The 13,337-nt window shown below is 47.4% G+C and carries 11 protein-coding genes and 2 tRNA genes; 3 read left to right on the forward strand and 10 right to left on the reverse strand.

Annotated features, from left to right (window positions below; all coding sequences use genetic code 11):
* The first annotated feature begins 161 nt into the window (after positions 1 to 161).
* On the forward strand, positions 162 to 3,218 hold the full coding sequence (locus EP073_RS09110) for a PAS domain S-box protein (RefSeq protein WP_128466840.1): 3,057 nt from the start codon (positions 162 to 164) through the stop codon (positions 3,216 to 3,218).
* A 135-nt stretch (positions 3,219 to 3,353) separates the two neighbouring features.
* The gene (locus tag EP073_RS09115; protein WP_128466841.1) at positions 3,354 to 4,613 is read left to right on the forward strand and encodes an ammonium transporter; all 1,260 of its coding nucleotides are present in this window, start codon (positions 3,354 to 3,356) and stop codon (positions 4,611 to 4,613) included.
* A 410-nt stretch (positions 4,614 to 5,023) separates the two neighbouring features.
* On the opposite strand, the gene EP073_RS09120 is transcribed toward EP073_RS09115, so the two are convergent.
* The 10 genes from EP073_RS09120 to EP073_RS09165 form a co-directional block, all read right to left on the reverse strand.
* On the reverse strand, positions 5,024 to 5,809 hold the full coding sequence (locus EP073_RS09120; protein ID WP_128466842.1) for a menaquinone biosynthetic enzyme MqnA/MqnD family protein: 786 nt from the start codon (positions 5,807 to 5,809) through the stop codon (positions 5,024 to 5,026).
* Complete coding sequence (locus EP073_RS09125; RefSeq protein ID WP_128466843.1) at positions 5,800 to 6,288, reverse strand: tRNA (cytidine(34)-2'-O)-methyltransferase; 489 nt, start codon at positions 6,286 to 6,288, stop codon at positions 5,800 to 5,802. The genes EP073_RS09120 and EP073_RS09125 overlap by 10 nt, the downstream gene beginning before the upstream one ends.
* The gene (gene rsfS, locus EP073_RS09130) at positions 6,288 to 6,659 is read right to left on the reverse strand and encodes a ribosome silencing factor (protein ID WP_128466844.1); all 372 of its coding nucleotides are present in this window, start codon (positions 6,657 to 6,659) and stop codon (positions 6,288 to 6,290) included. Before rsfS ends, EP073_RS09125 begins: the two co-directional genes overlap by 1 nt.
* On the reverse strand, positions 6,652 to 7,293 hold the full coding sequence (gene nadD, locus EP073_RS09135; RefSeq protein ID WP_128466845.1) for a nicotinate-nucleotide adenylyltransferase: 642 nt from the start codon (positions 7,291 to 7,293) through the stop codon (positions 6,652 to 6,654). The genes rsfS and nadD overlap by 8 nt, the downstream gene beginning before the upstream one ends.
* A gap of 1 nt (position 7,294) precedes the next feature.
* Complete coding sequence (locus EP073_RS09140) at positions 7,295 to 8,530, reverse strand: glutamate-5-semialdehyde dehydrogenase (protein ID WP_128466846.1); 1,236 nt, start codon at positions 8,528 to 8,530, stop codon at positions 7,295 to 7,297.
* Positions 8,527 to 9,672 carry a glutamate 5-kinase gene (proB, locus tag EP073_RS09145; protein ID WP_128466847.1) on the reverse strand — a complete coding sequence of 382 codons (1,146 nt, stop codon included), beginning with the start codon at positions 9,670 to 9,672 and terminating at the stop codon, positions 8,527 to 8,529. The genes EP073_RS09140 and proB overlap by 4 nt, the downstream gene beginning before the upstream one ends.
* 370 nt (positions 9,673 to 10,042) lie before the next feature.
* Entirely contained in the window at positions 10,043 to 10,417 is a 375-nt protein-coding gene (locus tag EP073_RS09150) for a DUF779 domain-containing protein (protein WP_128466848.1), read from the reverse strand.
* A 12-nt stretch (positions 10,418 to 10,429) separates the two neighbouring features.
* Positions 10,430 to 11,956, reverse strand: coding sequence for an acetaldehyde dehydrogenase ExaC (gene exaC / locus EP073_RS09155; protein WP_128466849.1), 1,527 nt, complete (start codon positions 11,954 to 11,956; stop codon positions 10,430 to 10,432).
* A gap of 340 nt (positions 11,957 to 12,296) precedes the next feature.
* Positions 12,297 to 12,371, reverse strand: a tRNA-Gln gene (locus EP073_RS09160).
* A gap of 112 nt (positions 12,372 to 12,483) precedes the next feature.
* A tRNA-Gln gene (locus EP073_RS09165) sits at positions 12,484 to 12,555 on the reverse strand.
* A gap of 207 nt (positions 12,556 to 12,762) precedes the next feature.
* Between EP073_RS09165 and EP073_RS09170 the strand changes: the two genes are divergently transcribed.
* Complete coding sequence (locus tag EP073_RS09170; protein WP_128466850.1) at positions 12,763 to 13,197, forward strand: RrF2 family transcriptional regulator; 435 nt, start codon at positions 12,763 to 12,765, stop codon at positions 13,195 to 13,197.
* Positions 13,198 to 13,337: the final 140 nt, after the last annotated feature.

Here is a 13,337-nt window from a genome sequence, read left to right on the forward strand (position 1 = left end):
GGCATTAATACCGTTCAGTGAAATCATCCTGCAACTCCTAACACAAATACACGGATCATTCAATATTTTATTAATTTATTTAAAAGGCTTTACAAACCTGTCAGCTATTAGCATACTTGTCATGAAGATTCTATGAACGGGCATTAAATTCCGGATGCGTCATGCTTAATTTAAAAAGGAATATTATCACTAACATTCTGATATCCGCGGCAGTTCCGGCGCTCATCTTCATTGCGTTCGCTTTCGGCGAAAACGTGAAGTCAAAGGAAAAGCTGGCAGCCGGAGAATATTCGGCTGCGCTGAAAATTTCAGCAGCCCATCTTGAAAATTACCTCGGCAGCAGAATAAACAACATTGCTCTCCTCGCGGAGACCCCTGTGGTGAAAAGCATGAACTGGCAGGAGATCCGCCCTTTTCTCCTCAGCGAGCTGGAACGCCGCAAAAGCAGATTCGACAGCTTTATTTTATCTCCCGCCTATGACGGCAGAGGAATTTTTTATTCAACAAAACACGGCAGCCCCTTTAAAGAGGGCTTCGTCAGCATAGATGATTCCTCACCGGATTCCGAACTCCTCAGCCTTAAAGACAAGCAGTTCTGGAAAAGCACTGTGACAGAGAATACCAACCGCAGAACCGTTTATGTCTCACTTCCCGAAACATTTTATTTTTCCGATACACAGTATCTTGTTACAGCGGCAGCCATACTGGACAAAGAAGGAAAAACAGCGGGGATGATCAGCGGAAATACTGACTGGTCTTCGTTCCGCAGCGAACTGGAGGAGAGCATACTGCTTCCGATCATAAGCAAAGGCTCAGCACGTATTCTGATCTCCGACTCTTACGGAAGAACAGTTTATGACAGCGGAGAAAAAACGGATAAAGCTCTCTGCGGTGAAATAAACGGGGGCGCTCCCGATCTTACCCCCCTCCTCGGCAGAATACTTAAGGAAAAATCAGGAGTTGCCGCAACCGAGTATGACGGACAAAGCTATACCTTGTTTTTTGAAAAAACAGACAGCGCAGGACTGATCATAACAGCCTATATTCCGGCAGAATCCATATTTCCCGTCAAAAGAACACTGATCACGGTAATACTACCTTCCGCCGCCGCAATAATACTCAGCAGCCTTCTGATAGCCTTTTTCCTTTACAGACGTCTTGAGAAAAAACTTACTGCTCTGGCGCAGACAATAAATCCCGAAACCCTCACTCTGGGAGACAAATTCTCTGAAATGGAAAATGAGCCGGAACTTGCGGAACTTGCGCAGTCAATCAGAAAAATCACGGAAAAAGGAAGGGACTCTCTTTACTCATCAGAAGTGATAGCCTCCGGTATTAACGGAATGGAATACTGGTTGGGAGCGGACAGCAGCTTTATTTTTTTATCCACGGGATGCTATGAACTCACAGGCTACACGGACGAAGAGCTGATCAAGACTCCCGCTCTGCTGGACAGGATGGTTTACGACACTGACACAGAGAAATGGTTTACGCAGAAATACGGCGCGGAAACAGGCAGCGGCTCGATCCGCATAAGGCTCAGAAAAAAGAACGGCAAAGTTATCTGGGCGGAAAGCACCGTAAAGCAGGTGAAAAACAGACACGGACAGCCGGAAGGCATAAGAGGCTCTCTGATCAATATAGACCGCTTCGTTACTGCGGAAAACATGTTTAATGAAAACGAGCAGCTTTTCAGAAAGGTTTTCATAAAAAACACAGCTGTGATGATGCTTATCGATCCAGTCAGCGGAATAATACACGATATTAACAACGCCGCCGAAAAATTCTATCAGACGGAAAAAGACAAGCTTATCAATAAAAGTATCATGGATTTCATACACGGAAGAGACAGGGACTTCTCATTTTCCCTTGAGCGTTTTATCCATCAGGGAACAGTAACTCAGGAGCTCCCAGACGGCAGCGTGAGAGAAACGGAAATCCACTCGACACTGCTTAAGTTCAAGGATCATGTTCAGCTTTTCCTCATTATATACGACATAACAAACAAGATGGAGCTTCAGAAGAAAATATCCGAAAGCGAACAGCTTTTCCGTGCCTTATCTGAAAAAGTTCCCGTGGGCATAGTCGTATTCAGCGACAAAATACACTACGCGAACCCCATGGCATGCGAAATATCCGGTTTCACTCAAAGAGAAATCGAATCGGTAAGCCTGTGGGAGCTGGTTTCGGCGGAACAGCAAAGCATAGTGAGAAACTCATGCTTCAGCGTGACAGGCTCAAAGGGAGTAACAAAAAAGCTTCAGGACATAAGGCTGAACCGCAGAGACGGTGTTCAGAAAAACATTTTCATGACAATCAGCGGCATAAATTATGAAGGAAAACAGGCGGCTCTTGCCACCTTCACTGATATATCAGAAATAAAAGAAGTTCAGCATCAGCTTGAGCGGAAAATAGCCGCCGAAGTCGAAAAGCACCGCCAGCAGGAGATAATGTTCATGTCTCAGTCAAGGCTTGCCGCAATGGGTGAAATGCTCGGCTCCATAGCCCATCAGTGGCGCCAGCCTCTCAATACAATAGGTCTTTATGTTCAGGATCTGGAAGACGCCTTTGAACACAAGCAAATCAGCCCCGACTACGTAAGGGAAACCGTTCAGAAAACCATGTTGCAGATTAGCATGCTCTCCAAAACAATAGATGATTTCAGTGGATTTTACAAACCCAAGGACAGCAGGACTATTTTCAGCGCCGTAACCGCTGCCGCCGATGCGGCAAGACTGATCGCGGGCAGACTGATAAGCGATAAAATATCCCTCAGCCTCATAACCGAAGGTGCCGAAAGAAAAGTCTACACGAACATAACCGCGGGGATTCTCCTTGAGGACAGCTCATTTCTTGTTCAGGGCTATCTTTCGGATTTCAAGCAGGTCATCCTCACCGTTCTTAAAAATGCCGTAGACGCGGTCAATGAAAAAAGAGGAACAGCGGTCCTAAGCGCCCCTGCCGAAATTACAATCGAAGCGGACCGGACAGAATCTGAAATCATAATACGCATCAGAGACAACGGAACGGGCGTCCCGCCTGAATATATAGAAAAAACATTCAACCCCTATTTCACCACGAAAGAGCAGGGAAAAGGTCTTGGGCTCGGGCTGTACATGTCCAAAACAGTAATCGAGAATAATATGAACGGTCATATAACCCTTGAAAATACTGACGACGGAGCCGTTCTAACAATCGTTCTGCCCAGAGCTGCCTGAAAACTTATTACTCTTACGTTCTTTTTTTAACCATAACTGCTGAATTTTTGACCACCTGCATCCTCCGGAGCCCGCGAAAAACCACTGATGTATTTTGGCACGCCTCTTGCATGAATAGGGCGAACAGGAGGAGTTATGAAATTTGTAGCAGGTGTGTTAACACTTCTTTTATCTGTAACGGCATTTGCGGGCGAAGGCGAAATCAATTCGGGCGATACTGCATGGGTTCTTGTATCCGCGGCTTTGGTTTTGTTTATGCTGCCCGGTCTGGCGATGTTCTACGGCGGTATGGTTCGCGCTAAAAACGCCCTGAACACAATGATGTTTTCTTTTATAGCAATGGCTGTAATAGGTGTTCAGTGGGTTCTTATAGGTTTTTCCGTTGCTTTCGGCGACAGCGGTTCTTCCGTTTGGGGCAGCCTTCAGTATGTACTCATGAGCGGCTCATTTGCCAGCGAGCTCAGCGGAAGCATCCCTCTTTCGGTTTTTGCTATGTTTCAGGGCATGTTCGCCATTATCACCTGCGCTCTCATAAGCGGCGCGATTGTGGAAAGAATGAAGTTCTCTGCTTTTATAGTTTTTATAGTTGTTTGGGCGACAATAGTTTATGCTCCTATAGCACACTGGGTATGGGGCGCCGGCGGCTGGCTCCTTGAAAGAGGTGCGCTTGACTTCGCAGGCGGAACTGTTGTTCACTTCTCATCAGGCACTGCGGCTCTTGCACTCGCCATAGTTCTAGGCAACAGAAAGGATTTCATGAAAAGCGCCACAATACCTCACAACGTGGGCTACACACTCATCGGAGCGGGCATACTCTGGTTCGGCTGGTTCGGCTTTAACGCGGGCAGCGCGCTCAGCGCAGGCGAAGGAGCAGGCGTAGCTTTCGTGAACACTCTCGTTGCCCCCGGCGCTGCGGGTCTCGGCTGGCTCCTTATGGAAGCTCTTAAATCCAAGCCCAGCGGCATAGGTCTTGCCTCCGGTATTGTTGCCGGTCTCGTTGCCATCACTCCGGCGGCAGGCTTTGTTGAGCCGTGGGCGGCACTGATCATCGGCTTCGTTGCGGGGATAATCTGCTTCTACGGATGCAGGCTTAAATTCATCTTCAAGCTGGATGAGTCTCTGGATGTTTTCGGCATACACGGTATAGGCGGTTTCTGGGGTGCTATAGCCACGGGCATATTCGCCACTGTCGGCGCAGAAGGTCTCATAAAGGGCAACGCACATCAGGTATGGCTTCAGTTTGAAGGCGTAATGGCTGCGGGTGTATATTCTTTCGTACTCAGCTTTATAATCGCTCTTGTAATTAAATACACAATGGGGATCAGAGCATCTGCCGAGGCTGAAACCGAAGGTCTCGACATCAGTCTTCATGGTGAACACGTAATAAAACTTTAAAAATCACCCGGATTTTTATATAAAAAGAGCCCCTTTGCCTGACGGTGGAGGGGCTTTCGTATTTAATAACATCAAACTGTACATCCTGTCAGTTTGATGTACACGCTCGCGGCTTGCAAAGCAAGCCTTCGCTCCGCACGGCGCAGCCCCATCCTTGGGGCTGTTTACGTTATTCCGAACCCTGAATATCTGACTTAATAACATCAAACTGTACATCCTGTCAGTTTGATGTACACGCTCGCGGCTTGCAAAGCAAGCCTTCGCTCCGCACGGCGCAGCCCCATCCTTGGGGCTGTTTACGTTATTCCGAACCCTGAATATCTGACTTAATAACATCAAACTGTACATCCTGTCAGTTTGATGTACACGCTCGCGGCTTGCAAAGCAAGCCTTCGCTCCGCACGGCGCTTTCAAACAAAGAAATTAATAGGAGGGATTTCCTTTATGGCGCCGTATTTCTTGGCGTAGCTGTAGAAGCGCAGGAGCCCCTGAACATGTCTGTCCGACAGGCTGTAATCCATTGTCTCCCAGTAATCTATAATCTGATATGAGGTAAGCCCTTTCATTGAATAATGATCAAGCAGTGCGGCGAGATTCGATTTACTGTCCTTTTTGATCTCATCAAGCTGACCGGCAAACATTTCAAACTCCGCCCTTTTAGCCCTGACAGCATCCTTTCTGGCTATCCAGAGGGCAAAAACAAACGGCAGACCGGTGAAAGCGTTCCACAGGGTGCAGAGGTCGTAAACATACTTATTCTGCCCGTTGTAAAGCTCAAAAAGCGCCTTATCACCTATGAGAACCTTCGCTTCAGCACCTTCCGGCTGGTCGGTAAATTCCGGCTGAAAGCCGTACATTTCATTCACCAGAATCCTGAACAGAACAACACTCGTGCCTGATTCCCCTGTGAGAAAAACCTTGCGCCCTTTCAGATCCTCGATCGGAACCTCGGAGTAAAGCATCACGCTCTTAACCTTTTCAGTGCTGCTAATTGAAATTCCGGGAATGAGAATATAATCCTCAAAGGATTTGGCGTATTCTATGCTGCTGCACGGCGAGAGGTCTATCACCCCTTCCCTGAGAGCCGTATTAAGATAAGACGGCACGCCTTTTACGAACCTGTATTCCTTGTGTTTGTTCAGCTGATGAAAGATGGGGTAGACGTTTGCATAGTCTATCTGCCCGATTACAAGCATGTTCTCCTCTCCAGCCCTGCGAAGTCCAGTCTCCTCAGGACATCAAATGTAACGATGGAAACTGTGTTTGCGATATTCAGGCTGCGCACATTTCCCGTGGTGGGAATGCGGTAGCTTCTGTCAGCGTACTGTTGCAGGATTTCATCGGAAAGCCCCAGAGTCTCCTTGCCGAAGACCAGCACAAGAGTGCCGTCGTTTTTTGCGGGTATTTCCGTATAGATTTTTTCACTCTTTTTGGAGAGAAATGCAAGGGTGTATTCGGGAGTATCGTATTTGTTAAAAAATTCATTAACAGTGTCAATGCGTTGCAGACGAACTTTTTCCCAGTAGTCCAGCCCGGCTCTTTTCATGTATTTGTCATCCATGGAGAAACCGAGCTTTCCCACAAGGAGCAGTTCACAGTCCGCCCCCACGCATATTCTGCCTATATTTCCTGTGTTCTGAGGTATTTCAGGTTCTATGAGGGCAATTTTAATCATCAGTTCTGTTTCTGCGGAGCCTCGATGAACTGAGAAGCGTCAATCTTTGTGCATCCGCCCCAGATTGATTCAAGGTTATAATAGTTTCTTTCATCCTCGCACATAATGTTCAGGAGGATATAACCGAAATCTATGCAGATCCATTTTGATACCCTGTAGCCGTCAAGCCCCTGAGGTTCAATCTTCTTGCCTTTGAGCTCATGGAGGATAAAATCTGCCAGAGAGTTTGCGTGTGTGTTTGAGTTTGCGGTGGCAATCACAAGATAATCCGCCAGAGAGCTTTTCTCAGCGATTTTGTAAATCTCAATATGTTCCGCTTTCTTGTCGTCAAGGAACTGTACTATGTCCTTCAAAAGTGTGTCTTCAGCCATTGGCTCTCCTGTATAAGTTGTTGGTTCGTATAAATTCGTAAACATCTTCCGGCAGATTCGCCTTTCTGTATTCGGCGTCCAGCATGTCTCTTATCTCCGTGCTGGAGATGTCGATTTCTGACATGCTGTAAAGTATTATCCTGCCGTATTTTTCCCCTTTGAAGCCATCAGGTGTCACCACCCTCTCCTTCAGTGTAACGGGGATGCGGCTCATCATATCCTCAAAGCTTACGGAGGATCTGTTCACCACTATAAAATTAGCGAGTCCGAAGAGATCCCGCCAGTACTGCCATGACTCTATGGTAGCAAATATATCAGTTCCCGCAATGAAGAATATCTCAGCATCGGGATAATCTGTTCTGAATTTTTTCAGGGTTTTATATGTATAAGACACTTCCGTTGAGTTCACCTCAACATCGGAAACTTCAAAACCATTCCCCAGCTTCTCCGCCACAAGCTGAACCATCTCATATCTCAGTTCAGGGGAGATAACACTCGCTTTTTTATGCGGCGGTATGCTTGACGGGATAAGCAGAAGCCTGTCCAGCTTAAAGTCCCTGAAAACGTTGCCTGCCAGTGTGACATGTCCCAGATGTATAGGATTGAAAGTTCCGCCGAAAAGTCCCAGCCGCATCTTATTCCCGGATGTGACCGTCGCCGTAAACCTGATACTTGGTGGTAGTCAGGTCAAAGGCGCCCATAGGCCCGCGGCAGTGAAGTTTCTGCGTGCTGATGCCTATTTCAGCCCCAAGTCCGAACTCCCCGCCGTCATTGAATCTCGTTGATGCGTTCACAAACACAGCGGAAGCGTCCGCCCTGTCCATGAATTGCCTTGCGCTTGTGTAGTTTTCCGTAATAATCGCTTCCGAATGACCGGAACCGTATCTGTTTATATGCGCCAGAGCCTCTTCCATGGATGAAACAACCTTAACGGAAAGGATCAGATCAAGGTATTCCGTGCTCCAGTCCTCATCGGCTGCGGGCTTGACATCTATGAAGGCAAGCGTTCTTCCGCAGCCTCTCAGCTCCAGCCCGTCCTTCTGCGTAAGCTCCGCAAACACGGGGAGAAACGCCCCCGCAGCATCCTCATGCACAAGGAGAGTCTCGGCGGCATTGCACACGCCCGGACGCTGAACTTTAGCGTTTCTGACTATTTTAAGCGCCTTCTGTATATCCGCGTCCTTATCCACATAAACATGACATATGCCCGCATCATGCTTCACAAGAGGCACATGGGCGTTCTCGCTGCAAAATTTAATAAGCTCTGAGCCGCCTCTGGGGATAATTATATCGATGTATCCTTTAGCCTGAAGCATCTCCGTAACCCTAAACCTGTCGGTATCCGGCACGACGTTAACCGTGCCTTCAGGGAGACCTGCCTCGGCAAGCGCTTCCGCCATTATCTTTCCTAAGCATGTGTTGGAGTGTATTGCCTCTTTCCCGCCTCTCAGGATCGATACATTGCCTGATTTCAGGCAGAGTGCGGCGGCATCCACAGTTACATTCGGTCTGGATTCGTATATGATCCCGACAACGCCGAGAGGAACGCGCACTTTGGTTATATAAAGCCCGTTCGGGCGTTTGTATCCGTCAACCACAGAACCCACAGGATCGGTCTGTTCTTTTATCTCGTTCACAGCCTTTATCATGGAATCTATGGCTTTATCGTCCAACCTGAGCCTGTCTATAAGGGCGGAGCTCAGTCCGGCTTCAAGCCCTGCCTTGAGGTCTTTTTCGTTTTCGGATTTTATCAGTTCGCGGTTTTCGTCAAGCTTTCGGGCTATGGCAGCCAAGGCTTCGTTTTTAACTCTTGTGTTCAGGTTCATCAGCTTGTAGGAAGTGCTTCTGGCTTTTTCAAAAAGTTCCTTCATCCGTGCCCCCTTTCCGCAGATACCACGAGGTCGTCCCTGTGGATTATTTCATCGGAGAATTTATAACCGAGAATGTCAAAAATCTCTGCGGACTTCTTACCCATAATCTGGCGCATGTCCTTGCTTGAATAGCGGGTTTTGCCCTTTGCCAGCTCACGCCCTTCCGTATCCGCAACGGAGATTATGTCGCCTATGCCGAAACGTCCGCTGACATTCACGACACCGGACGGCAGCAGAGACTTTTTCATGTCCACTATAGCCTTAACAGCGCCCGCGTCAATGGAAATAGTTCCTTTTACGCTGGCGGCGTGTGCTATCCAGAATTTTCTGATTCGGTAAACGTCTTCCGTGTGCGAGAAATAGGTTCCCACGAGCTCACCGCTGATGAACCGGCTTATGTTTGCAGTGTCACGCCCGTTGATTATGCCGACATGACATCCGGCGTTAAGTGCCTTTTTAGCCGCCTTGAGCTTGGAGCCCATGCCGCCCGTTCCAACCCCGCTTACCGATTCTCCGGCAGCGCTCATCAGGTTTTCGTCTATGTACTGAACATCGTGTATCAGCTTCGCATCGGGATAAACCGACGGGTTTTTATCGTAAAGCCCGTTCACATCGGAGAGAATAAGAAGAAGATCGGCTCCGATCAAACCGGCAACCAGAGCGGAGAGATTGTCGTTATCGCCGAAGGACTCAAAATATTTCAGCTCATCCACCACGACTGTATCGTTTTCGTTTATGATCGGCACAACGCCGAACTCAAGCAGACGGCGGATCGCATAGCGTGCATTGAGGCATCTGCGGCTGTTGGCGAAGTCGTCTTTAGTAATAAGAATCTGCGCAACGCTCTTGCCGAAGGCTTCAAACTCTTTCTCATAAAGCCAGATGAGGCGAGCCTGTCCGATGGCGGCGCACGCCTGTCTGTCTGTGATGTTTTTCGGTCTGGAGGAAAAGCCCAAATGCCTGAAACCCGCACCCACAGCGCCGGACGAAACGATTACTATATTTTTGATTTTTCTCTGAACATCAGCGACTGATTCAGTTAAGGAACGGATAAAGTCAAGATTAAGTCCTTCGTTCTCGCTCAGAAGAATGTTGCTCCCGATCTTGACAACAAGGGTTTCTATTTCAGGTAAATGTCTCATATTTTATAATTTAAAAACGCACATCCTGTGGTTTTTACAGCAAGCTCTGTGCAGAAACCGCCGAAACTCAAACGGCGGTTTTCAATACACGCTCGCACCGAAACAAGTTCGGCTTCGCTTCGCACAGCGCGGTTCCATCCTTGAAACCGTGTATATCACAGGAGCCTCTCATATTTTATAATTTAAAAACGCACATCCTGTGGTTTTTACAGCAGAGACGAAATCCTCTGCGCCATTGGGTTCTGTACCATTTATATCACGCTCTTGTCAATAATTTAACCGCTCTAAGGCACACGCAAAAAACAAAAAAAGAGGAGTATGCCAATCATACCCCTCTTAAGGAAATATTCACAAAATATACCGCCGACGCCTACTTCAGTTCTCCGGATCCCGAAGGACGGATTTGGCATACACGGGATCTTGTGATAAAGTGGCTGTTTTCTCCGGCGGCTATAGAAAAGCCTTCGGGCTCTCCTTCTCCGACATCGAGTATTAGCTGAGTGTGCTTCCATGCCTCATACTGACGGAAGTCAATATAGAACGGACAACCGCCGACCTCGCCTAGGAGGACATCGTTATCGCCGATCATAAACTCTCCCTCTTCAAAGCACATAGGCAGGCTGCCGTCGCAGCATCCGCCGGATTGGAAGAAGAAGACAGATCCCCGTTCCCTCAGCAGACGCTCTATTGCCTCAAGGGCTGCGGGCGTAGCCACAACAGCGGGTTCTCCGTCAGGCGTTTTCATATCAGTCTCCTTTTAAAAGAAACCAAGAGCATTCGGGCTGTAGCTGACCAGCAGGTTTTTAGTCTGCGTGTAATGCTCAAGCATCATCTGGTGGTTCTCTCTTCCGATACCCGATATTTTATACCCGCCAAAAGCCGCTCCGGCAGGGTATAAATGATAGCAGTTCGTCCAAACACGTCCGGCTTTTATTGCCCGCCCCATACGGTAGGCACGGCTGCCGTCTCTTGTCCAAACCCCTGCGCCGAGACCGTAAAGAGTGTCGTTAGCGATTTGCAGCGCATCCGCTTCATCTTTAAAAGTTGTTACAGCCAGAACAGGTCCGAAGATCTCTTCCTGAAATACACGCATTTTATTGTTTCCGCGCAGAACTGTCGGCTCAAAGTAATATCCGCCGGACAGTTCACCGCTCATCATTTTGCGTTTGCCGCCGATCAGGCATTCCGCGCCTTCCTGCCTGCCTATGTCAACATAACCGGTTATTTTCTCTATCTGCTGTACGGAAACCTGAGCGCCGAGCATAGTGGATGTATCCAGCGGATTGCCCTGAGTAATCTTTCTGATGCGGTCAAGGCAGCGTTCCATAAATTTATCGTAGATTGATTCCTGAATGAGCGCACGTGACGGGCATGTGCAAACCTCACCCTTGTTGAAAGCGTAAAGCACTAAACCTTCGACAGCTTTATCAAGAAAGGCGTCATCTTCCGCCATTACGTCGGCAAAGAATATGTTGGGTGATTTTCCGCCAAGTTCTGTTGTTGAGGGAATAAGGTTCTGAGCCGCATACTGCATGATCAGTCTGCCTGTCGCAGTTTCGCCCGTAAAACCGATTTTGGCTATGCGCGGGCTGGTGGCAAGAGCCTTACCTATCTCTCCTCCGGGACCGGTTATAATGTTAATGACACCGGGGGGAACTATATCGGCGATTACTTCCGCCAGTTTAAGAATAGACCACGGGGTCGGGGACGCAGGCTTAAGCACAGTGCAGTTGCCTGCGGCAAGAGCGGGAGCAATCTTCCACGCAGCCATAAGAAGAGGGAAATTAAAAGGAATGATCTGTCCGACAACGCCGAGCGGTTCATGAAAGTGGTAGGCAACAGTATCTTTGTCAATTTCAGTCAGAGTACCCTCAAGCGAGCGGGTGGCTCCGGCAAAATAACGGAAGTGATCAACTGCCAGAGGAATATCTGCTCCCAGCGTTTCACGCACAGGCTTGCCGTTTTCCCAGCTTTCCGCGACAGCGAGCATTTCCAGATTAGCCTCAATGGCATCAGCAATGCGGTTAAGAACCGCCGCACGTTCTGCGAGCGATGAGGAACCCCATGCGTCCTTTGCTTTGTGCGCCGCGTCCAGAGCCTTGTTGACATCCGCCACAGTTGATTTTGCAACTTCGCAAAATGGTTTTCCGGTAGCAGGGCTGATATTGGGCATATACTGCCCCTGCTCAGGAGCTACCCATTCTCCTCCGATGAAATTGTCGTAACGAGATTTTAGTGATACAATACTTCCTGCATTTCCGGGTGCTTCGTAAATTTTTCCCATTAGTAACCTCCAAAGTGGTTTATACGGGGTTTGACGCTGCCTCACTGAAAGCCTGCTGAATAACTATGCCGTGAGTTAGAAACTTTAAACATAGTTATTGCTGAATAATTAAAATATATTCCCCGCAGCCTGTGAAGTCAAGGCATAGAGATTCAGCCTTTCCTGTGGGTTTTTCATGGGATATTGTTTCCGAACAGTTAGAATATTAAAGAATATGAATATGTTAGACATGACTTCCCAAAATATTTGATAATGAGAATATCAAGTAAAACATATGTAAAAAATTGTTAAACTGTAGAGTGCCTGACGGGAACTGCTGAGAGAAATGTCAGAGGAAAAATGGCAGGGGTAGAAGGATTCGAACCTACAATACACAGTACCAAAAACTGCTGCCTTACCATTTGGCTATACCCCTGTAAGGAAAAAAGAACTTATAAGTTTTTAATGCTTTTGTCAATATTTTTCACCGAAGCAGACAGAATCTGTCTGCGGATAAATAATTTAATGACACTGAAAAAAGAGAGAAGCAGGGGTGGAAGGACTCGAACCCACAATACACGGTACCAGAAACCGATGCCTTACCATTTGGCTACACCCCTGTTAATTGGGAAATCGTATTTATAGTTTTTTAGCTCCCGTGTCAACCACTTTTTATAAATTATATTAAAAAAGATACATCCGCTCTCAAAAGCCTTGACTGAAACAGACTGTGTTTGTATGATTAGACGGAATCCTAAGTATTTTTATTTACTTTGAACCAAGACTAATGCTGAATCTTTAATTTTGATAAAAATAAGGAGCTACATATGAAAGTTACCAGAGCCAGTGATTATGCGATCCGCTCACTGATTCATATCGCCAAAAAACCTGAAGGAACGGTTTTTATGCGCTCGGAGCTGTCCAAAGCATGCGACATTCCGGACAGCTTCCTCGGCAAAATCCTCCAGAACCTAGCCAAAGCGGATATTCTAAGCTCCGAACGGGGCAAAAAAGGCGGATTCAGACTCAACAGACCCACCCAAGATATAACAGTCTACGACATAATCAGAGCAATCGAAGGCGAACTCAGCTTAAATGAATGTATTTTTGATGACAGTTTTTGCAGCATAGTTAACACCTGCTCAGCCCACAAAATGTGGGGCAGCATTCAGGACAGCCTGCTTTTGAAGCTTAAATCCTATACCCTTAAACAACTTGCCGATGATGAGATGAGAGGGCAGAAGGAACACGTTCAGCCGTAAACGGCATTGGGCGGGGGTTTTAGTCTAATTATCTGATAATCAAGGATAAATTTTATTCTTTTTTTATTTGACGAACCCCCATTCATGCTTTAACATATATCTCATGGGCGGTGCGTTTCTTCTTTTTCAGCTCCCCTTTT

The organism is Geovibrio thiophilus (genome assembly GCF_004087915.1).
Classification (GTDB): Bacteria; Chrysiogenota; Deferribacteres; order Deferribacterales; family Geovibrionaceae; genus Geovibrio; species Geovibrio thiophilus.

Bases quoted from the DNA above. Each gene is read 5' to 3' on its own strand.
- nadD (WP_128466845.1), bottom strand. From the start codon at position 7,293: ATGCGGCTGGGACTTTTCGGCGGAACTTTCAATCCTATACATCTGGGA.
- EP073_RS09115 (WP_128466841.1), top strand. From the start codon at position 3,354: ATGAAATTTGTAGCAGGTGTGTTAACACTTCTTTTATCTGTAACGGCA.
- EP073_RS09110 (WP_128466840.1), top strand. From the start codon at position 162: ATGCTTAATTTAAAAAGGAATATTATCACTAACATTCTGATATCCGCG.
- rsfS (WP_128466844.1), bottom strand. From the start codon at position 6,659: ATGGCTGAAGACACACTTTTGAAGGACATAGTACAGTTCCTTGACGAC.
- EP073_RS09150 (WP_128466848.1), bottom strand. From the start codon at position 10,417: ATGAAAACGCCTGACGGAGAACCCGCTGTTGTGGCTACGCCCGCAGCC.
- EP073_RS09120 (WP_128466842.1), bottom strand. From the start codon at position 5,809: ATGCTTGTAATCGGGCAGATAGACTATGCAAACGTCTACCCCATCTTT.
- exaC (WP_128466849.1), bottom strand. From the start codon at position 11,956: ATGGGAAAAATTTACGAAGCACCCGGAAATGCAGGAAGTATTGTATCA.
- EP073_RS09170 (WP_128466850.1), top strand. From the start codon at position 12,763: ATGAAAGTTACCAGAGCCAGTGATTATGCGATCCGCTCACTGATTCAT.
- proB (WP_128466847.1), bottom strand. From the start codon at position 9,672: ATGAGACATTTACCTGAAATAGAAACCCTTGTTGTCAAGATCGGGAGC.
- EP073_RS09140 (WP_128466846.1), bottom strand. From the start codon at position 8,530: ATGAAGGAACTTTTTGAAAAAGCCAGAAGCACTTCCTACAAGCTGATG.
- EP073_RS09125 (WP_128466843.1), bottom strand. From the start codon at position 6,288: ATGATTAAAATTGCCCTCATAGAACCTGAAATACCTCAGAACACAGGA.